Below are 19,933 nucleotides of genomic sequence, written 5' to 3' on the forward strand. Positions count from 1 at the left end.
AGCGGCCCGGCGGAGGGTTGCCCGCCGCTTGGACCGCCGCAGTGGCCCTGAGCAGGGCTCGTCGGCCTCGCCCGTGTCCTGGCCCGTCATCCGCGCCTCCTTACGGGCGGCCGGCCGGCCGCCCTGGCCGCCTGGCGGCGGCCGATCGCCCGCGCGTCGAAGCCCGACAGGCCGCGCACGGCCACGAACGCCTTCTCCCGGCCGGGCAGCGAGACCCGGCCGCGCAGCACGGCTTCCGGGTCCGCCGCGATCCGCGAGAGGAGGCGGTGGTAGATGCCGGCCATGGCGGCGACGCAGGCACCGCTGCGCCGGTCGAGCATCGGCAGCAGCCGGAAGCCCTGGTCGAACAGGGCGCGGGCGCGCCTGACTTCGAAGTGGACGAGTCCGGTGAAGTCCGCGCCGGGCGGCGGGACCGGACTGTGGAAGCCCACCGCGCAGCCGAACTTGGCGAGGTCGTCGGAGGGGAGATACGTACGGCCGTTTCCCGCGTCCTCGCGAACATCTCTCAGGATATTGGTCAGTTGCAGGGCCAGCCCCAGCGTATCGGCGTACTCGGCGGCGCGTGCGGTGTCCGGCGCGCCGGGTACGGTGCCGAAAACCCCCAGGGAGAGGCGTCCGATCGCCCCCGCGACGCAGCGGCAGTAGACCTTCAGGTCGTCCCAGGTCTCGTAGCTCTCGCCGCGTACGTCCATCAGGACGCCGTCGATCAGCTCGTCGAGCCCGCCGAGCGGGATCGGGAAGCGCCGGGCGGCGTCGGACAGTGCGACCGCCACCGGGTCGGTGTCGTCCTCGTCGACCGCGCCGTCCTTGATGCGCGCGAGCAGGGTCCGGGTCTCCTCCAGCCGCTGCTGCTTGGCGGCGTCCTCCAGCGGGCCGTCGCCGATGTCGTCGACCCGGCGCGAGAAGGCGTAGAGCGCCGACATGGCCTGCCGCTTGTCGGCCGGCAACAGCCGGATGCCGTAGGCGAAGTTACGTGCCTGCTGCCCGGTCACGGCCTCGCAGTAACGGTATGCAGCGAGCACCGGCGCGGACGCGTGTGCGATGTCCTCCACGGTCCGACTCACCCCTCTCTTCGCAATGTCGCCCCCACCTCGCGCAGCAGGCTGAGCTTGGTCGGCTTGGGCGGTCCAGGGAGTACGTCGTAATCGGCGGCCGCGACCGCCTGAAGTGCGGCGCGTCCGCCGGCGACGAAGCCGGCGAGCAGCAGCTTGAGCCTGCCGTGGACGCTACCCACCAGCGGGGTGCCTTCATTCAGCAGTTCACGGGCGCGTTCCGCCTCGTACGCGATCAGCGCGCGCACCGATGCGCCCCCTGTCGGGGCGGCGAGGTCCGCTTCCGTGACGCCGAAGCGTTTCATGTCCTCGCCGGGGAGGTAGACACGGTCCCGGCGGAGGTCCTCGGCGACGTCCTGGAGGTGCTCGACGATCTGCAGCGCGGTGCAGACCGCGTCCGAGCGCCGGACGCGCTCCGGGCTGGAGGTGCCGGTGATGCCCAGGACGAGCCGCCCGACGGGATTGGCGGACAGCTCGCAGTAGGCGAGCAGGTCGCCGTAGGCCGGGTAACGGCCGACCCGCTGGTCCTGCCGGTTGGCCTCGATCAGGCCGAGGAAGGGCTCCGGGGTCAGGCCGCAGCGGCGCACGGTGGGGCCGAGGCGGCGCATCAGGGGGTGCAGCGGTCCGGGTGCGCGGTCGCTGAAGACGCGGTACAGGTCCGCCTCCAGCGCGTCGAGCAGGGCGAACGTGTCTCCCCCGCCGTCCAGGCCGAGGCGGGCGGCGTCGCCGCCACCGGGCGCCAGGTCGCCGTCACCGATGTCGTCCACCAGGCGGGCGAAGCCGTAGACCGCCATCAGGTCCCGGCGCCAGGCGCGGGGCAGGAAGAACGGCGCCACCGGGAAGTTCTCGTGCGCGGCCTGGTCCAGGACGGTGCGCGACTGCGCGTCCCGACTGTCGTCCGGCGGCCGGCGACGGACCAGGACGTCGCGTGCCCGTGCCATCCCTCGGCTCACCGGAGGCTGCCCGGCGCGTTTCGGAGCCGGAGAGTTCCAGTAGCCATTGCCGTCACGCCTCCCGTTCTACACCGCCAAGCCAAAACATCCCATTTCGGACACGCCGCATGGTGCGACCCGCCCGATCGGACTCCCGGTCGCCAGGACGGGTAAGCATTGCCCGACTTGTGCCACTTGTGCTGTTCAGTACCCGTACAGCTTACGCCGTACATCTCTCCGGCGTCCGAGGGGGTACCGAACCGCGAAGCAACGATCCGGTCAACATCCAATCGTCGCGAACTGTTCCCGTATCCAGCCGAGTTGACCAGCTGTTAACGATCCGAAGACCGGCACACGACCTTCCGCGGCCGGCCCGCGACGATCAACGGCCCCCGCGAGCCGGACTCGCGGGGGCCGTACGGCACGCTGCGGGCTATTTGCCCGACTCCTTCTCGTACGCCTTGATCACTTCGTCGGTCGGGCCGTCCATCAGCAGCTCGCCCTTCTCCAGCCACAGCACCCGGTCGCAGGTGTCCCTGATCGACTTGTTGTTGTGGCTGACCAGGAAGACCGTGCCGGCCTCCTTGCGCAGCTCCCGGATCCGCGCCTCGGAGCGCTTCTGGAAGGCCCGGTCGCCCGTCGCCAGGGCCTCGTCGATCATCAGGACGTCGTGGTCCTTGGCCGCCGCGATGGAGAAGCGCAGCCGCGCCCCCATGCCGGAGGAGTACGTGCGCATCGGCAGCGAGATGAAGTCGCCCTTCTCGTTGATGCCGGAGAAGTCGACGATGCTCTGGTAGCGCTCGCGCACCTGCTCGCGGGACATGCCCATCGCCAGACCGCCCAGCACGACGTTCTTCTCGCCGGTCAGGTCGTTCATCAGAGCCGCGTTCACGCCCAGCAGCGACGGCTGGCCGTGCGAGTAGACCTTGCCGCGCTCCGCGGGCAGCAGCCCGGCGACGGCCTTGAGCAGCGTCGACTTGCCGGAGCCGTTGGAGCCGATCAGGCCGATCGACTCGCCGCGGTAGGCGGTGAAGCTGACGCCCTTGACCGCGTGCACCTCGCGCACGCCGCCGGAGGGCTTGCGGCGGATGATGCGGTTCAGGGCCGCGGTGGCGCTGCCCTTGCCCGCTCCCGTGCCGTACACCCGGTACACGATGTGCAGGTCGTCCGCGACCACGGTGGGGACGCGGTTCCCGTCCGCCGTCTGTACGGCGTCCTCTTGCTCAGCCACGGCCGTACCGCTCCTCAGCCTTCCAGAAGTACACGAAGCCGGCGACACCCATCACCAGCGCCCAGCCCAGGGCCAGCGGCCACACGTGCGGGGGCAGCTTGCCCGAGGTGAAGCTGTCGATCAGCGCGAAGCGCATCAGGTCGATGTAGACCACGGCCGGGTTGCAGTCCAGCAGGACGTGCACGAAGGCCGGGACCGTCTTCTCCTTGAGGATCACGTCGATGCTGAACATCACACCGGACGCGTACATCCACGTCCGCATGATGAAGGGCATCAGCTGCGCGAGGTCGGGGGTCTTGCTGCCCAGCCGGGCCATGGCCATCGCGAGCCCGGTGTTGAAGATGAACTGCAGCACCAGAGCCGGGATCGCCAGCAGCCAGGACCAGGTGGGCACCTGCCCGTAGCCCAGCAGGATGAGGACCAGCACGCCCATCGAGAACAGCAGCTGCTGGAGCTGCATCAGGCAGAACGAGATGGGCAGGCAGGCGCGCGGGAAGTGCAGCGCGCGCACCAGTCCCAGGTTGCCGGAGACCGCGCGGGTGCCGGCCATCACCGAGCTCTGCGTGAAGGTGAAGATGAAGACGCCGGTGACCAGGAAGGGCACGTAGTCCTCGACACCACGGCTGGTGCCGATCAGCAGGCCGAAGATGAGGTAGTAGACGAGCGCGTTCAGCAGGGGCGTCACCACCTGCCATACCTGGCCCAGCTTCGCCTGGCTGTACTGCGCGGTCAGCTTCGCGCTGGAGAAGGCGCGGATGAAGTGCCGCCGGTCCCACAGCTGCCGCACGTACTCCGGCAGGCTGGGCCGCGCGCCGCTCTGCGTGAGCCCGTACTTACGGGCCAGCTCGGCACGGGAGAGCCCGTCGTCGGGTGTTGGCGGGGCACTCATGGCGACCGCACTGTCGTGCGTAGTCTCGCTCACTGTTGACACTTTCGTCCTCAAGGTGCGCTGCCGGGGCCGTGCCCCGGGTTCGCGCCTGATGCTCTCAGATACGAGCTTGTCAGATGACGGGAGGGCGGCCCAGCCGGGTCAGGCGCCACACGGTACGCCACTTCATGGGACGCCTGGGACCACAGGACGTGGACCAGCCCTCCTTGAAGCCGCCCAGCCAGGCACGCAGGGCGGGCCGCGAGGGCCGCCGGGCCAGGGTGAGCAGGAACCAGACACCGAGGTAGACCGGAACCAGCGGAGCCGGAAGGTTACGGCGGGCCAGCCAGACCCGGTTGCGGGCCACCATCCGGTGGTAGACCGCGTGCCGACTGGGCGCCGTGGTGGGGTGGAACAGCACCAGGTCGGCGCGGTAGTCGATCATCCAGCCCGCGTCCAGGGCCCGCCAGGCCAGGTCGGTCTCCTCATGGGCGTAGAAGAAGTCGTCGGGCAGCCCGCCGACCTCCTCGAAGACCTTCGTACGGACCGCGTTCGCGCCGCCGAGGAAGGTGGTGACGCGGGAGGACCGCATCGGGTCGGAGGCCCGCAGCCGCGGCACGTGCCGGCGCTGGGTCTCGCCGGTGTCCGGGTCCGCGATGCGGAAGCTGACGATGCCCAGCTTCTCGTCGCGGGCGAACGCCTCGCGGCACAGCTCGGCGGTGTCCGCGCCGGGCAGCAGCCCGTCGTCGTCCAGGAACAGCAGCACGTCCACCTCGCTGCCGCCCGGTCCGAACGCCTCGATGCCGACGTTGCGCCCGGCGGGGATGCCGACGTTCTCCGACAGCTCCACGGTCCGTACGCCGGCGGGCAGCGGCGGCAGCGGCGAGCCGTTGCCGACGACCACCACCTCGACCGGGTCGCCGTGCTGCCCGGCGACCGAGCCGAGCAGCGCGCGCAGCTCCTCCGGGCGGTTGCCCATGGTCAGGACGACGGCGCCGACCTTCATCGGACGCGCCCCCGTCATTTGAGCCTGCTGGAGGCGAGGATGGACACGAGGTGGAGCAGCGTCTGGAGGAGCGCGATACCGGCCATGACCGCGACACCGAGCCGCGAGAAGAACAGGTCGCCCCTGGCCGAGTCCACGATCGCCAGGACCAGGATCAGCAGCGACGCCTCGATCCCGAGGATCAGCCGGTGGAACTTCAGCGCCGCGGCGGCCTTGCGGGCCAGCGCCATGCCGGACGAGCGCGGCTCGGACGCCGCCTCCTTGACCGGCGGCAGCCCGCCCTGGTGGCGGGCGACACCGACCAGGTCGGTCTCGGCTTTGATCAGGATCGCGCCGAGGGCGGCCAGGGTGCCCAGGAAGGCCCACAGCCAGTCGATCCGTCCGGAGCCCCACGGGTCGGCGGCGCGCAGGCCGAAGCCGACCAGGACGGCGGCGTCGGTGAGGTAGGCACCGACCCGGTCCAGGTACACCCCGCCGAGCGAGAACTGCTTCTTCCAGCGGGCCACCTCGCCGTCGACACAGTCGAGCAGCAGGTAGAGCTGGACCATCAGCACCCCGAGCACGGCCCCCCAGATCCCCGGCACCAGCAGGGCCGGGGCCGCGAGGACGCCGAAGACGGTCATCACATAGGTCAGCTGGTTGGGCGTGACCTTGGTGTTCACCAGGTACCGGTCGCAGCGCAGCGAGATTTCCCGCATGTACAGGCGACCGGCCCAGTGCTCACCGCTGCGCCGGTCCTTGACACCCTCGGGGTGCACGACCGGGCGGAGTTCAGCTACGGACGGCTTGTGCATAGTCGGCGTATGCGTCCCTGATCTGGTCGGTGGACAGGTCGAGATGTTCGAGGATGGTGTAGCGGCCGGGGCGGGTCCGCGGGGCGTACTCGACGGCCCTGACGAACTCCTCGTCGCTGAAGCCGATCTCGCCGGGCGTCACCGGCAGGCCGTGCCGCCGGAGTACCTCGATCATCAGCCCGCAGGTCTCCTCGTCCCCGCGCAGGTGCGTGGCGAAGGCGGCGCCGAGGCCGCACTGCTCGCCGTGGCTCGCCGCCCGCTTGGGGTACAGGAGGTCGAAGGCGTGGTTGATCTCGTGGCAGGCGCCGGAGGCCGGGCGGCTGTCGCCGGCCACGGACATCGAGATGCCGGTGAGGACCAGGCCCTCGGCCAGCACCTGGAGGAAGCCGTCGTCGCCGACGCCGCCGGGGTGGCGCAGCACGGCCTCGCCGGCCTGGCGTGCCATGGCGGCGGCCAGTCCGTCGATGTCCTCGCCGGTCTCGCGGTGCGACAGCTCCCAGTCCGCGACCGCGGAGATGTTGGAGATCGCGTCGCCGATCCCGGAGCGCACGAAGCGGACCGGGGCCTCGCGGATGACGTCGAGGTCGATCACCACGGCGATCGGGTTGGGCACGCCGTAGGAGCCGCGGCCCGCGTCGTTGTCGAGGGTGGCCACCGGGGAGCACAGGCCGTCGTGCGACAGGTTCGTCGCGACGGCGACCAGCGGCAGGCCGATGCGGGCCGCCGCGTACTTCGCACAGTCGATGATCTTGCCGCCGCCCAGGCCCACGACCGCGTCGTAGTGGCCCTTCTTCATGGCGTCGCCGAGCTTGATCGCCTCGTCCAGCGTGCCGCCGCCGACCTCGTACCAGTCGGCGCCGGGCAGCGCGGGGGCCAGCCGCTCCCGCAGCCGGGCGCCGGAGCCGCCGCTGATGGCGACGGCCAGCTTCCCGGACGCGGAGATGCGCTGATCGGCCAGCAGGCCCGCCAGGTCGTCCAGTGCGCCGGCGCTGATGTCAACGACGACCGGGGACGGAATCAGGCGGGTCAGTACTGGCATGCGATCTCACGGCCCTTCGCGAGGTCGTCGTGGTTGTCGATCTCGACCCACTTGACCTCGCCGATCGGCGCCACGTCGACCTGGAAACCGCGGTTGACGAGCTCCTGGTAGCCGTCTTCGTAGTACAGGTCGGGGTCGCGCTCGAAGGTGGCCTTCAGCGCGTCCGCGAGCTCCTCGGCGGCCGAGCCCTCGATGAGGGTGACGCCGATGTACTCGCCGGTCGCCTCGGCGGGGTCCATCAGCTTCGTGATCTTCTGGACGCCCTTGTCGGGGTCGGCGACGACCTTCATCTCCTCGTCGGCCAGGTTCTTGACCGTGTCCAGCGCGAGGATGATCTTCTGGCCGTTGCCGCGGGCGGCGAGCAGCGTCTTCTCGACGGAGACCGGGTGCACGGTGTCACCGTTGGCGAGGATCACGTCGTGCTTGATCGCGTCCCGGCCGCACCACAGGGAGTAGGCGTTGTTCCACTCCTCGGCCTTGTCGTTGTCGATGAGGGTGAGCTTGAGGCCGTACGTGGCCTCCAGCGCCGCCTTGCGCTCGTACACGGCCTCCTTGCGGTAGCCGACGATGATCGCGACCTCGGTCAGGCCGATCTCGGCGAAGTTGCCGAGGGTGAGGTCCAGGATGGTCGTGTCACCGTCGACCGGCACCAGAGCCTTGGGCAGGGTGTCGGTGTAAGGACGCAGACGCCGTCCGGCGCCGGCGGCCAGCACGAGGCCGATCATGCGGGTTCTCCTTCATCGTGTACGGCGGGTGCTCCGGAGGACACCCAGAAGCGGATGCTCTCGACGAGCACCAGCAGCGCCAGGACCAGTGCCAGGACCGTCAGCGCGATTGTGAAACCTGTGGAGTGCAGCAGGGCCGCGAGGAGGACAACGAGCAAGGTCCGCCCCTCGTGCCCGCCGGCCGCCCGCACCAGCCAACGCGGCGGGGCCCCCGTACCGACGCGGATGCGGTAGACGGTGTCGTAGTGATGGTAGGCGACCGCCGCCACCAGGCCGAACGCGGCGGGCAGCGCCTGGTCGGCGTCCGAGCGGGCCGCCAGGACCAGGACGGCGACGTACTCGCCCGCCCGGAACAGCGGCGGTACGAGCCAGTCGAGCGGGCCCTTGAGCGGGCGGGCGACGGCCTGACCGGAGAAGAGGGCGTAGATGACCGCGATGACCACGGTCGTCCACGTCACGGGCTCGTCCTGGAAGATCACCCAGGTCAGGAGGCAGGCGGTGCCGAGGAAGGCCATGACGGGGGCGGTGAAGGCGCCGCCGCTGCCGCCCCGGGCGAACAGTCCGGCGAGCGGCCCGGAGTCGGCCAGGTCGGCGAGGGCCCCGGCGGCCCGGTCGGTGCGCCGCGCGCGCCTCGTCAGCGAACGCAGCACCCGTCCTGCCGTGGTGTAGCAGGCGGCCAGGGCACAGCCGACGAGCAGTGCGTAGAAGACGATGCGCGGGGTGGTGAAGGCGGTCAGTACGGCGATCATGGCCCAGCGTTCGCCGATGGGCAGCACGATCATGCGGCGTACCCAGACCGTCCAGCCGACGCTGTCGAGCCGGTCGGACAGCGCCGCGGTGGGACTGGTGTTGCCGGTGGCGTCGTGGTTCGCCTCGTTGAAGGAGAAGTCGACGACGTGCCGGCAGGTCTGGAGGACCATCGCGCCCAGGGCCAGTGCCCAGACGTCGTCGCCGCCGCGCGCCGCGCCGAGCGCCAGGCCCGCGTAGTACGCGTACTCCTTGGCGCGGTCGAAGGTCGCGTCGAGCCAGGCGCCCATCGTCGAGTACTGGAGCGAGTAGCGGGCGAGCTGCCCGTCGGTGCAGTCCAGGACGAAGGAGAAGATCAGGAGCAGACCCGCGGCGATGAAGCCGCCGCGGCTGCCGGTGGCCGCACAGCCCGCCGCGATCACCGCGGTGAGCAGCGACGCCGTGGTGACCTGGTTGGGGGTCAGGCCGCGGCGCGCGCACCAGCGGGCCAGGTAGCGGGAGTACGGGCTGATGCAGAAGGTGGTGAAGAAGCCGTCGCGGGCTTTCACGGCGGTACGCAGCCGTACGGCCTCGTCGTCGACGGCGGCGACGGCTTCCTCGGCCGTCGCGCGCTCGGCGGGCGTCAGCGGCACGGTCGCGACCAGGCTGCCCAGCTCGACCCGCTGCGGCGCGGTGTCCTCGGCCTCCATGGTCTCGGCGAGCGCGTCCGGGAGGACGTCCACGCGGTAGCGGGTGCCGGGCCCGGCGGGTACCGCGGTCGCGGCGCGCTGGAGCGCGGCGCGGGCCTCGGGCTGCGCGGTGACGGCGCCCGGTACCGCGGCGGCCGGGAAGCGCGGGTCGGTCAGCGCCAGCCGGAGGCTGTGCAGGTGACCGACGAAGCGGGGGTCGACGACGGCGACGCGTTCATCGGCCGGGACCGCGGCGAGCGCGTCGGCCACGGCCGCGGCGCCGTCCGCCGCACGGACGTCGAATCCCAGCGAGCGCAGGCCGGCTTCGAGCGGCGACCCGGCGACCGGCGGACCGGTGAGGATGGCGGTCGACAGACGAACTCACTCCTTGGAAGCTGGCGAGGCCGCGCCGGTCGGTCCGCATTCGATACGGGCTACCCGGGCAGCGGGCGTGGCACACCGGTCCCCGAGGGGGTGGGTGGGCACGTCGGCAGAGGCTATCGGATCGCCGGATGCGGCCGTTCACCGCGCATTCACCGCACGATCGAGTGACCGCCGGCTGCGCCTGCCGCGATCATCATGGTGGATCAACGCGCCCGGGAACAACTGACGCCCGGACACGCCGCCGGTTATGACACGGCTGGTCACGTGTGGGCGGATTGCGGGGCGGCGGCGTGTGGGGCGGGTCACGGCCCGGTCCGCGTACGGGGCGGCCTACCGGGCAGCCGGGGAGCGGCCCCTGGCCCCGGCGGCCGGCCGGCCGCGCCCGCCCCTCCCCCGCCGCGCACCCAGTGCGTCATCACCGCAGGTCAGCGCATGACAACGGTGTTCAGCTCCGCGTTGCCGTATACCCCCCACCCGTAGTTCACTGCAAGGGCCGACGGCACCGGCCGGGCGGCGCGGGCGCGGCATCTTCCGGGAGGCGGACGGCATGGGCGCAGGACACGACCACGGAACGGGCGGGCCGGCGCCGGGCGTCGCGGGGACCGGCACGGCGGCCGCCGCGTACCGCAGCCGGCTGCGCGGCGCGCTGGCGCTGACCTCGGCCGTCATGGTCGCCGAGATCATCGGCAGCGTGCTGACCGGCTCGCTGGCGCTGCTCGCCGACGCGGGGCACATGGCCACCGACGTGGTGGGGCTGACGATGGCGCTGGTCGCGATCCGCTTCGCGAACCGGCCGCCGTCACCGCAGCGCACCTTCGGGCTCGCCCGCGCCGAGATCCTCGCTGCGGTGGCCAACGCTCTGCTGCTGTTCGGTGTCGGCGGGTACGTGCTGGTCACGGCGGTGCCGCGGTTCTTCGAGCCGGTCGGCATCGAGGGCGGTACGACCATGGTGTTCGGCGCGGTGGGCCTGGTGGCGAACCTGGTCTCGCTGGGGCTGCTGATGCGCGGGCAGCGCGACAGCCTCAACGTGCGCGGCGCGTTCCTGGAGGTGATGGCGGACGCGCTGGGGTCGGTGGCGGTCGTCGTGGCGGCGCTGCTGGTCTCCCTGACGGGCTGGTCGGCGGCCGACCCGGTCGCGTCCGTCGTGATCGGGCTGATGATCGTGCCACGCACCTGGAAGCTGTTCCGCGAGTCCCTGGACGTCCTGCTGGAGGCCGCCCCCAAGGGGGTGGACATGACAGAGGTACGGGCACACCTGCTGGCGCTGCCGGGCGTCGAGGACGTCCACGACCTGCACGCCTGGACGATCACGTCCGGGATGCCGGTGCTCTCGGCCCACGTGGTCGTCGCGCAGGACACGCTGGACGCGGTGGGGCACGAGAAGCTGCTGCACGCCCTGCGCGGCTGCCTGACCGGGCACTTCGACGTCGGGCACTGCACCTTCCAGCTGGAGCCGGGCGGCCACGCGGAGCACGAGGCACAACTGTGCCCATGACAAGGACGCGGCCCGAGTCGTGGTGGGGGCGCATCGTGGAGGTGCCTCATGGGGATGCCTCCCCGCGGCGGCCGGGGGAGCGTGGCGGGGCAGATGGGAGTGCGAGGACAAGCCCTAGGGCAGACTTGGGCGGCGAGGAGACCGACGACAAGGATGGGCATGCCGATCACACCTGCCAATGGACAGACCGCCGGGACCACGGCGGTGAACCCACCGGGCGGCACCGCTGAACCGATCTTGCTGGAGCTTGTCGACGAGGACGGCACGACGATCGGCACCGAGGAGAAGCTCACCGCGCACCAGCCTCCCGGCCTGCTGCACCGGGCGTTCTCGGTCTTCCTCTTCGACGACCGGGGGCGGCTGCTGATCCAGCGCCGGGCGCTGGGCAAGTACCACTCCCCCGGCGTCTGGTCCAACACCTGCTGCGGCCACCCGTACCCCGGCGAGACGCCGTTCGCCGCCGCGGCGCGGCGCACCGCCGAGGAGCTGGGCGTCGCCCCGGCGCTGCTCGGCGAGGCCGGCACGGTCCGCTACAACCACCCGGACCCGGACTCCGGGCTGGTCGAGCAGGAGTACAACCACCTGTTCGTGGGGCTGGTGCAGGCCGCGCCGGAGCCGGACCCGGAGGAGGTCGGCGAGATCGCGTTCGTGACGCCGCAGGAGCTGGCGGAGCAGCACGAGCGACTGCCGTTCTCCGCGTGGTTCATGACCGTGCTGGACGCGGCCAGGCCCGCCGTGCGGGAGCTCACCGGGCCGGCTGCGGGCTGGTAGGCCCGCCCGTCAGCGGGGCGAGCGGCAGTTCGGCCCAGACCGCCTTGCCGCCGCTCGCCGTGTGCGCGACGTCGCACTTGCCGCCCGCCTCGGCCGTGAGCATCTTGACCAGCCACAGGCCGCGCCCGCCGATGTCGCCCTCGTCCGCCTCTATGGCCTTGGGGCGGTACGGGTGGTCGTCCTCGACGGCGACCCGGATCCAGTCGGCGCCGACCGTGACCTCGATCGTGATCTCCGGGGAGAGCAGCGCGGCGTGCTGCACGGCGTTGGTGACCAGTTCGGAGACGATCAGCAGCAGCGCGTCCGTGATCTCGTCGGCCGCGGGCACGCCCTGCCGGGTGAGCAGGTCCCGGACCGCGTGACGCGCCTGGGGCACCGACGACTCCAGTGCCGGTGCGGTGAAGCGCCAGACACCTTCGTACGCGCGCGTGGCGGTCAGCTCCTCGGGGGGTTCGGCCGGGGGGCCGGAAGGCATCCTCACCCTCCGAGTGTTGTTTCTGAGCTGGTCCGGACCGACCCGCTGAACACAAGTCAGCTTCTATCGACGCCTTCTGACCGATTTCGCAATCGGCGGCGGACTCTGCGACCGATCCTGACCTTTTTGTTTTCCGTTCAAGAATTGCCGGACGAGGCCGGTGGGCGCCCGGTGGCGTCCGGTGCGGCCCGCGCGGGGCCGTGACCGCCCGCCACCATACCGACGATCCGCCGGCCCCCGACGCCCATCGCGATCAGGCCGAGCCCGTCGAAGAGCAGCCCTAGGGAGAAGAAGCAGCCGATCACGTACCGGCTGCTGTGCGGCCAGTCGCCGAGCACCAGCACGCCCAGCAGGATGCCGAAGGCCCCCTGCACCAGCGTCCAGCCGAACTGCGACCCTCGTACGACCACGCCGCCGACGAGCCGGAAGACGCCGCCGGTGAGGAAGAGCAGCGCCGCGAACATCGTCAGCCCCGCCGCCGCGACCTCCGGCTGCCGGATGACGACCACGCCCGCGGCGATGTTCAGGGCCGCAACGATCACTGCGAGCCAGAAGAAGCCGGAGCCGCGCGACTGGATCGCGTGCAGCAGTCCCACCACGCCGCCGACCAGCAGCAGCCACCCGAAGAGCAGCATCGAGGTGAGGGTCGCGAAACCGACGTACGCGAGGCCCACCAGACCGGCGATCACCAGGACCACCCCGAGCCCCGCCAGCAGGCCGAAGCTGCGCTTCAGCTCGCCCGCCGCCTGCTCCCCCGGTGGCGCCGCGCGCTCCGGGTCCGGGGACTTCGAGGATCTGCTTCTGCGGAGCATCACGGCCCTCCTCACGGACACCTTTGTCCCGGTATACCTCCTTCGGGACCGCACGGCAGCACACGCACGACAGCAGGCCCGGTGCTTACGGAAAGCACCGGGCCTGCTGCGGAAGTAGCGGGGACAGGATTTGAACCTGCGACCTCTGGGTTATGAGCCCAGCGAGCTACCGAGCTGCTCCACCCCGCGTCGGTTGCCCTAACTCTAGAGGGCATCGGGGCCGTACGCCAAATCGCCGGACGGAGCGACCGCACCGGAGGCAGGGCACCGGCGGTCACCTACCGGCGAGATGCGCGGTCAGGCGTGACAGCAGGGCGGTGCAGTCGCGCAGCTGCTGCCGTTCTTCGGGGCTGAACAGGTCACGGATGGCGGCATCGAGGGCGTGGGCGCGCTGGTCCCGCTCGTGCCGCAGGCGGGTGCGCCCGGCGCCGGTGATGTGCAGCAGGGTTTTGCGGCCGTCGCCGGGGTGGGGTTCGGCGCGCACCAGGCCGTCGCCGATGAGCGCCTTCACAGACTTGGCGGCGGACTGGTGCGTGACGCCGCGCCGGTGGGCGAGGTCGGCCGTGGTCAGCGGGCCGCCACGGTCGAGGAAGCCGAGGACGGCCGCTTCCCCGGGGGACATGGTGTCCACGCCCCGTACCGCTGGGACGCCGCCTGGTCGTCGACCCGGGCGGCCCGACCGAGCCGCAGGCCCTGGACGGCGCCGACGCGGAGACGCCCTGACCGTCCCCGAGTCCCCCGTGGGCACGTTGCTGCTGCCGGTGCACGCCCCCTGGTCCACCGTCGGCCACCTGATCGACTACGTCCGCGAGGTCGCCCCGCAGGACGCCTACGCCATCCACGACGGCGCCCTCAACGACATCGGCACCGCGATGGTCGGTGGCTTCCTGGGCGGCCACGGCCCCGGCGCCGGGGCGCGCTACCACCGCCTGGAGTCAGGCGCGTCCGTCCGGATCGGCTGAGCCCGCCGCCGTACGCGCCGGGCAGGGCACGGTCAGAGAACGTGCTCCGCGATACGCCCGGCCGCGACCTCGACGCGCCGGGTGGTGTCCACCGCCTCCAGCATCCGCCGGTCGTGCGTGACCAGCAGCAGCGTGCCCCGGTAGGAGGCGAGCGCGGACTCCAGCTGCTCGATCGCGGGCAGGTCGAGGTGGTTGGTCGGCTCGTCCAGGACCAGGAGGTTCACGCCGCGGCCCTGGAGGAGGGCCAGGGCGGCGCGGGTCCGCTCGCCCGGGGAGAGCGTCGAGGCGGGCCGCAGCACGTGGGCCGCCTTGAGCCCGAACTTCGCGAGCAGGGTCCGTACGTCGGCGGGGGACATCTCCGGTACGGCGGCGCGGAAGGCGTCCGCCAGCGGTTCGTCGCCCAGGAAGGCGCCGCGGGCCTGGTCGACCTCGCCGACCACGACGCCGGGGCCCAGGGCCGCGTGCCCGGCGTCCAGCGGCAGCCGGCCCAGCAGGGCGGCGAGCAGGGTGGACTTGCCGGAGCCGTTGGGGCCCGTGATGGCGACCCGGTCGGCCCAGTCGATCTGGAGGTCCACCGGGCCGAAGCGGAAGTCCCCGCGCCGGACCTCGGCGCCGCGCAGGGTGGCCACGACCGCGCCCGCGCGGGGCGCGGCGGCGATCTCCATGCGCAGCTCCCACTCCTTGCGCGGCTCCTCGACCACGTCCAGGCGCTCGATCAGACGCTGGGTCTGCTTGGCCTTGGCGGCCTGCTTCTCGGTGGACTCCGCGCGGAACTTCCGGCCGATCTTGTCGTTGTCGGTGGCCTTGCGCCGGGCGTTCTTGACGCCCTTCTCCATCCAGTTCCGCTGGGTGTTGGCGCGCGCTTCGAGGGCGGACCTGGTGTCCGCGTACTCCTCGAACTCCTCGCGGGCGTGGCGCCGGGCGCGGTCGCGTTCCTCCAGGTACGAGGCGTAGCCGCCGCCGTAGGTGTTGACCTGCTGCTGTGCGAGGTCCAGTTCGACGACGCGGCTGACCGTGCGGGTCAGGAACTCGCGGTCGTGGCTGACCAGGACCGTGCCGGCGCGCAGGCCGGTGACGAACTCCTCCAGCCGGGCCAGGCCGTCCAGGTCGAGGTCGTTGGTGGGCTCGTCCAGCAGGAAGACGTCGTAGCGGGAGAGCAGCAGCGAGGCGAGGGAGGCGCGCGCGGCCTGGCCGCCGGACAGGGACGTCATCGGCTGGTCGAGGCCGACCGCCAGGCCGAGCTGGCCGGCCGTCTCCTCGGCGCGTTCGTCGAGGTCGGCGGCGCCGAGCGAGAGCCAGCGCTCCAGGGCGGTGGCGTACGCGTCGTCGGCGCCCGGGGCCTCGTCGACCAGCGCCTGGGTGGCGGCGTCCAGGGCCTCCTGGGCGGCGGCGACGCCGGTGCGGCGGGCGAGGAAGGCGCGTACGGACTCTCCGGGGCGCCGGTCGGGCTCCTGCGGGAGGTGGCCGACGGTGGCGGTGGGCGGGCTGAGCGTCAGCCGGCCCTCCTCCGGCGTGTCCAGGCCGGCCAGCAGGCGCAGCAGGGTGGACTTGCCGGCGCCGTTGGCGCCGACCAGGCCGATGACGTCCCCGGGCGCGACCACGAGGTCGAGACCGGAGAACAGGACGCGCTCGCCGTGGCCGGCGGCGAGGGACTTGGCGACGAGGGTGGCGGCGGTGTCAGACATCAGACCGCGATCGTATCGGCACACCGCCGGACGGCCGTCCTAATATCCGGGGCATGGAACCCGGCATCATCACCCGCGTCAGCGACGGCACCGCGACCGTCACCCTCAGTCACCCCGCCAAGCGCAATGCCATGACGACGGGGATGTGGCGGGAACTTCCGCCGCTGCTGGAGCGGCTGGCGGCGGACCGCGCCGTGCGGGTGCTGGTGCTGACCGGCGCGGGCGACACGTTCTGCGCCGGTGCGGACATCGGGTCGCTGCGCGGTTCGGCGGGGGCGGAGAAGGGGCTGGCGACGGCTGCCGAGGAGGCGCTCGCGGCGTTTCCCAAGCCGACGCTGGCGGCGGTACGCGGGTACTGCGTGGGCGGCGGCTGCCAGCTGGCGGCGGCGTGCGACCTGCGGTTCGCCGAGGAGGGCGCCCTGTTCGGGGTGACGCCCGCGAAGCTGGGGATCGTCTACCCGGCCACCGCCACCCGGCGGCTGGTGCGCCTGGTGGGCCCTTCGGCCGCCAAGTACCTGCTGTTCTCCGGCGAGTTGATCGACTGTGCGCGGGCGCTGCGGACCGGTCTGCTGGACGAGGTGCTGCCCGAGGGGGAGCTGGACAAGCGGGTGGCGGCGTTCAGCGCCGTACTGGCGAGCCGGTCGCAGCTGACGCAGGCCGCGGCGAAGGAGTTCGCGGACGGCCCCGCCGGTCCGGAGCGGGTCGCCCACTGGGACGCGCAGGCGCACGCGAGCGGCGACACCGCGGAGGGTGTCGCCGCTTTTCTGGAACGCCGGGAGCCGCGTTTCACCTGGTCGGCGGGGTGAATCGAGCGACTCCCGGCGGGTCAGGTGACTTCGCCGTCCGTCTTGAGGGTCAGCCGCACGTTCGTGTCGGCGGTGCCGTTGTTGGTGGCGCAGGCGGTGTAGTCGCCCGCGCCGGGCCAGCCCGGCCAGGTGTCGCGCAGCTCCGCGCCGTACGCGGTGACCAGGCCGGGCGAGCCGGTGCCCGGCACGGTCGCGCCCTGGTACTGGAGCTTGAACTTGGCGCCCTGGCCGGTCGCCGTGCCGTCCACGCGCACCTTGTGCTGGGCGGACTGCTGTACGCAGCGCTGCTCCCCCGGGTGCAGCGTGCCGCCGTAGAACTGCGAGGCGGCGGCCGGACCGGCGGACGACAGGGCCAGGCCGGCGGCCGAGGCGGCGCCGAGCACGACGCCCATGACGGTGGTGGTCCTGCGGTTCATCTTCCTTCGCCCCCTGAGTCGTTGGTGAACCGGCACCCAGGAAGCTAGGGGCGGCGGGCGGCCGGATCGCAGACCGTTCCGTATCCGCTTCGCATCCGGTATGGGTCCGTTCCGGCCGACCCGGCGACATACTTGACGGGTGACCGACCGGTTGGGCGACCGGCTCGTGACGGCGCGCGAAGAGGGCTTTGTCGGCCGCCGCGGTGAGACCGCGGCCTTTCGCGCGCTGCTGGCGGCCGGGCGCGGCGCGGTGGTGTACGTGCACGGCCCCGGCGGCATCGGCAAGACGACGCTGCTGCACCACTTCGCGCAGCTCGCCGCGCGCGCCGGGCGGCCCGCCGTACAGCTGGAGGCGTCCGAGGTGCGCTCCTACGAGGAGGAGCTGGCCGAACGCATTCCGGACCGGCCGGACCTGGTGCTGCTCATCGACGGCCTGGACGACCCGCGGGTGGCGCGGGACACCGTGCACCGCGAGCTGCTGCCCCGGCTGCCCGCCGACGCGCTGGTCGCGCTGGCCTGCCGGACGGCGCCGCCGCTGTCCTGGCGCCTGGACCCGGCCTGGCAGGGGCTGCTGCATCTGCTGCCGCTCGGGCCGCTGGACGAGGCGGAGAGCCGGGAGCTGCTGACCCGGCGCGGTGTGCCGCCCGCCGTCCAGAAGGAGGGGCTGGCCTTCACCCGCGGGCATCCGCTGGCGCTCGCGCTGGTGGCGGACGTGGCCGCGCTCGGCGGGGAGGCGGCCGGGGCCGAGCCGTCGCCGCAGATCGTACGGGCGCTGCTGGCGAGCCTGCTGGAGGCGGTGCCGACTCCGCTGCACCGGGCCGCGCTGGAGGCGTCCTCGCAGGTGCTCTCGACGACCGAGCCGCTGCTGGCCGCGCTCCTCCAGGTGCCCGACGCGCGGCCGTACTTCGACTGGCTGTGCGGGCTGTCCGCGATGGAGAGCGGGCTGCGCGGGGTGCATCCGCACGACCTGGTGCGGGACGCGCTGGACGCGGAGCTGCGCTGGCGTGACGCGGAACGCAGGGCGGCGCTGCACCGCCGGGCGAGCGCGTACTACCAGCGGCTGTTCACCCAGGACGACGAACGGGCGCGGCAGCGGGCGGTGCTCGCGGACTTCGCGTACCTGCACCGGGACAGCCCGGTCGTCGGGCCGCTGCTGGAGCCGGTGGCGCGCGGTGCGGCGGGGGCGGCGCGGCTGGACCGGCTGACGGTCTCGCCGGGGCCGGTCAGCGGCGGCGAGCTGGTGGAGGCGTGCACGATCGCCGCGATCCACGAGGGGATCGAGGCGGCTCGGCTGGTGCACGACTGGTCGCAGCGCCCGGAGGCCGAGACGTACACCGTGCGCGGCCCGGACGGGGTGGCGGCGGGGTTCTACACGCTGGTCGAGCTGGGTGGCGCTCCCCCGCCGGGCGGGCCGGACGACCCGGCGGTACGGGCCGCCTGCCGCTGGCTGGGTGAGCACGGTGAACTGCGCGACGGCGAGCGGGCGTTGTTCGTCCGCTTCTGGATGAGCCGCGACGAGTACCAGGACGTCTCCCCCGTACAGACCCTGATCACCCTGCGTCTGACCCACCACTACCTGACCGGCCACCGGCCCGCCCTGACGCTGCTGCCGTTCGCCGACCCGGACTTCTGGGAGCCGGGGTGCGCGTATGTCGACTTCGCGCGGCTCCCGGCGGCGGACTTCACGGCGTCCGGGCGCCGGTTCGGGGTGTTCACGCACGACTGGCGGCGGGTGCCGGGGCTGGCGTGGCTGGCGATGCTGACCGAGCGCGAACGGGCCGAGGACCCGTTCACCGTGGCTCCGCCGGTGGTCTCGGAGCCCTTGCGGGTGCTGGACCGGGAGGCGTTCGCCGAGGCCGTGCGGGACGCGCTGCGCGGGCTCGTACGGCCGGACGGTCTGCGGGACTCGCCGCTGCTGGGGACGCGTCTGGTCGCCGGGCGGTGCGCGGCGGGCGGGGCGGAAGAGACCGGCGGGACGGAAGAGGCAGGCGGTACGGGAACGGCGGGCAGGACGGGCGGGGCGGGGCCCAAGGAGCGGGTGGCGGCGCTGCGGGAAGCCGTCCGCGCGGCGGCGGCAGCGCTGGAGGCGTCGCCGCAGGACCGCCGGGCCTTCCGGGCGCTGCACCACACGTACCTGCGCCCCGCCGGGACGCAGGCGCGCGCCGCGGAGCTGCTGCGGCTGCCGATGACGACGTACCGGCGCCACCTGGCCGCCGGGATCGGACGGCTGACGGAACTCCTGTGGCAGGAGGAGCTGGAGGGCGGCGGGCCGGACGCCCCCGAAGGCGCACGGCCCGGCCGCCCGCCGGACGTCACCCCTCCAGAATGGACCGGGCCCGGTCCCGCATCGCCGCCGTGATCCCGGCGGGTGCCTTCTCCGGCGAGCCCGCGTCGTACGGCGGCTGCGGGTCGTACTCGATGCCGAGCTGGATGGTCTGCGCGGCGGTGTCACCGGCGATCCGGCCCGCCAGGGCGAGGCCCATGTCGATACCCGAGGACACACCGGCCGCGGTCACGTACTTGCCGTCGAAGACGACACGCTCGCCGGTCGGTTCGATGCCGTAGGCAGGGAGCCGGTCCAGCGCGAGCCAGTGGGAGGTGGCGCGGCGGCCCTTGAGGAGCCCGGCCGCGGCAAGGAGCAGGGAGCCGGTGCAGACGGAGGTCGTCCAGGTGGTGCGGGTGTCCACGGCGCGGAGCCAGTCGTGCAGCGGCCCGTTGTCCATGAGCGCGGCCTGGCCGGTGCCGCCGGGTACGACGAGCAGGTCCGGGGCGGTGACGTCGGCCAGGGTGGCGTCGGCGGTCAGGCCGAGGGTGCCGCTGCCGTCGCGGTGCTCCCCGGTGCGCTCGGCGACGAGGACGGTCTCGGCGCCCGGGATGCGGCTGAGGGTTTCGTACGGGCCGACGGCGTCCAGGGTGGTGAAGGCGTCGTAGAGGAGGATGGCGATCTGCATGGTGTGCCTTTCGTCGGGTCGTGCGGGCGCGGTGCGGCAGCCGTCGGCGGGACCGGCGGCCGTGTGCGGGGGCCGGTCGGGGGACGGCTGAGGTTCGTGCGGGCGGGCCGGTCA

19 protein-coding genes, 1 tRNA gene and 1 pseudogene are annotated in these 19,933 nt (G+C 72.6%); 5 read left to right on the forward strand and 16 right to left on the reverse strand.

The features are described from left to right. Window positions 1-86: 86 nt before the first annotated feature. The 9 genes from hpnD to A6A06_RS23835 form a co-directional block, all read right to left on the reverse strand. Complete coding sequence (gene hpnD, locus A6A06_RS23795) at window positions 87-1,064, reverse strand: presqualene diphosphate synthase HpnD (RefSeq protein ID WP_073763392.1); 978 nt, start codon at window positions 1,062-1,064, stop codon at window positions 87-89. Then, on the reverse strand, window positions 1,061-1,993 hold the full coding sequence (gene hpnC, locus A6A06_RS23800; RefSeq protein WP_242440911.1) for a squalene synthase HpnC: 933 nt from the start codon (window positions 1,991-1,993) through the stop codon (window positions 1,061-1,063). Before hpnC ends, hpnD begins: the two co-directional genes overlap by 4 nt. A 424-nt stretch (window positions 1,994-2,417) precedes the next feature. After that, on the reverse strand, window positions 2,418-3,215 hold the full coding sequence (locus A6A06_RS23805) for an ABC transporter ATP-binding protein (protein ID WP_073763393.1): 798 nt from the start codon (window positions 3,213-3,215) through the stop codon (window positions 2,418-2,420). Then, window positions 3,208-4,137: an ABC transporter permease gene (locus A6A06_RS23810; protein ID WP_073763394.1), complete on the reverse strand. Its 930-nt coding sequence runs from the start codon at window positions 4,135-4,137 to the stop codon at window positions 3,208-3,210. The genes A6A06_RS23805 and A6A06_RS23810 overlap by 8 nt, the downstream gene beginning before the upstream one ends. A 79-nt stretch (window positions 4,138-4,216) precedes the next feature. Then, a complete protein-coding gene (locus tag A6A06_RS23815; RefSeq protein WP_073763395.1) occupies window positions 4,217-5,089 on the reverse strand; it encodes a glycosyltransferase family 2 protein in 873 nt (290 codons plus the stop codon). A gap of 14 nt (window positions 5,090-5,103) precedes the next feature. Then, complete coding sequence (locus A6A06_RS23820) at window positions 5,104-5,883, reverse strand: CDP-alcohol phosphatidyltransferase family protein (protein WP_073763396.1); 780 nt, start codon at window positions 5,881-5,883, stop codon at window positions 5,104-5,106. Further along, complete coding sequence (locus tag A6A06_RS23825) at window positions 5,861-6,922, reverse strand: iron-containing alcohol dehydrogenase family protein (RefSeq protein WP_073763397.1); 1,062 nt, start codon at window positions 6,920-6,922, stop codon at window positions 5,861-5,863. Before A6A06_RS23825 ends, A6A06_RS23820 begins: the two co-directional genes overlap by 23 nt. Beyond that, window positions 6,910-7,647, reverse strand: coding sequence for a phosphocholine cytidylyltransferase family protein (locus tag A6A06_RS23830; RefSeq protein ID WP_073763398.1), 738 nt, complete (start codon window positions 7,645-7,647; stop codon window positions 6,910-6,912). Before A6A06_RS23830 ends, A6A06_RS23825 begins: the two co-directional genes overlap by 13 nt. Beyond that, window positions 7,644-9,437, reverse strand: a complete 1,794-nt coding sequence (locus A6A06_RS23835) for a DUF5941 domain-containing protein (RefSeq protein WP_073763399.1) — start codon at window positions 9,435-9,437, stop codon at window positions 7,644-7,646. The genes A6A06_RS23830 and A6A06_RS23835 overlap by 4 nt, the downstream gene beginning before the upstream one ends. A 556-nt stretch (window positions 9,438-9,993) precedes the next feature. On the opposite strand from A6A06_RS23835, the gene A6A06_RS23840 reads away from it, so the two are divergent. Continuing rightward, complete coding sequence (locus A6A06_RS23840) at window positions 9,994-10,941, forward strand: cation diffusion facilitator family transporter (RefSeq protein WP_073763400.1); 948 nt, start codon at window positions 9,994-9,996, stop codon at window positions 10,939-10,941. Window positions 10,942-11,100: 159 nt separating this feature from the next. Continuing rightward, entirely contained in the window at window positions 11,101-11,712 is a 612-nt protein-coding gene (gene idi / locus A6A06_RS23845) for an isopentenyl-diphosphate Delta-isomerase (protein ID WP_073764473.1), read from the forward strand. Here idi and A6A06_RS23850 read toward each other — a convergent pair. The 4 genes from A6A06_RS23850 to A6A06_RS23865 all read right to left on the reverse strand — a co-directional run bounded on the left by A6A06_RS23850 (window position 11,687) and on the right by A6A06_RS23865 (window position 13,621). After that, window positions 11,687-12,187 (reverse strand): ATP-binding protein, encoded by a 501-nt coding sequence (locus A6A06_RS23850; protein ID WP_073763401.1) that lies wholly within the window; start codon window positions 12,185-12,187, stop codon window positions 11,687-11,689. The genes idi and A6A06_RS23850 overlap by 26 nt on opposite strands. A gap of 137 nt (window positions 12,188-12,324) precedes the next feature. Continuing rightward, complete coding sequence (locus tag A6A06_RS23855) at window positions 12,325-12,999, reverse strand: HdeD family acid-resistance protein (protein ID WP_079194290.1); 675 nt, start codon at window positions 12,997-12,999, stop codon at window positions 12,325-12,327. A 115-nt stretch (window positions 13,000-13,114) separates the two neighbouring features. Next, window positions 13,115-13,188 (reverse strand) — tRNA-Met (locus tag A6A06_RS23860). Window positions 13,189-13,273: 85 nt separating this feature from the next. Beyond that, entirely contained in the window at window positions 13,274-13,621 is a 348-nt protein-coding gene (locus tag A6A06_RS23865; protein ID WP_073764478.1) for a MarR family winged helix-turn-helix transcriptional regulator, read from the reverse strand. Between the two features lie 88 nt (window positions 13,622-13,709). On the opposite strand from A6A06_RS23865, the pseudogene A6A06_RS23870 reads away from it, so the two are divergent. Further along, window positions 13,710-13,961: pseudogene (locus tag A6A06_RS23870) on the forward strand (MBL fold metallo-hydrolase); the annotation flags it as partial. Window positions 13,962-13,993: 32 nt separating this feature from the next. Here A6A06_RS23870 and A6A06_RS23875 read toward each other — a convergent pair. Next, window positions 13,994-15,646, reverse strand: a complete 1,653-nt coding sequence (locus tag A6A06_RS23875) for an ABC-F family ATP-binding cassette domain-containing protein (RefSeq protein WP_073763402.1) — start codon at window positions 15,644-15,646, stop codon at window positions 13,994-13,996. Between the two features lie 53 nt (window positions 15,647-15,699). On the opposite strand from A6A06_RS23875, the gene A6A06_RS23880 reads away from it, so the two are divergent. After that, a complete protein-coding gene (locus A6A06_RS23880; RefSeq protein WP_073763403.1) occupies window positions 15,700-16,452 on the forward strand; it encodes an enoyl-CoA hydratase/isomerase family protein in 753 nt (250 codons plus the stop codon). Window positions 16,453-16,472: 20 nt separating this feature from the next. Here the strand turns inward: A6A06_RS23880 and A6A06_RS23885 are convergent, their stop codons facing one another. Next, window positions 16,473-16,868, reverse strand: a complete 396-nt coding sequence (locus A6A06_RS23885; protein WP_073763404.1) for a hypothetical protein — start codon at window positions 16,866-16,868, stop codon at window positions 16,473-16,475. A 139-nt stretch (window positions 16,869-17,007) separates the two neighbouring features. Here A6A06_RS23885 and A6A06_RS23890 point away from each other — a divergent pair, with 139 nt between their 5' ends. Further along, the gene (locus tag A6A06_RS23890; protein ID WP_199931115.1) at window positions 17,008-19,227 is read left to right on the forward strand and encodes an ATP-binding protein; all 2,220 of its coding nucleotides are present in this window, start codon (window positions 17,008-17,010) and stop codon (window positions 19,225-19,227) included. Here the strand turns inward: A6A06_RS23890 and A6A06_RS23895 are convergent. After that, window positions 19,181-19,819: a DJ-1/PfpI family protein gene (locus tag A6A06_RS23895; RefSeq protein ID WP_073763406.1), complete on the reverse strand. Its 639-nt coding sequence runs from the start codon at window positions 19,817-19,819 to the stop codon at window positions 19,181-19,183. The two genes, A6A06_RS23890 and A6A06_RS23895, sit on opposite strands and share 47 nt — an antisense overlap. Between the last annotated feature and the right edge of the window lie 114 nt (window positions 19,820-19,933).

Source organism: Streptomyces sp. CB02923 (assembly GCF_001905005.1).
In the GTDB taxonomy this organism is placed as follows: domain Bacteria; phylum Actinomycetota; class Actinomycetes; order Streptomycetales; family Streptomycetaceae; genus Streptomyces.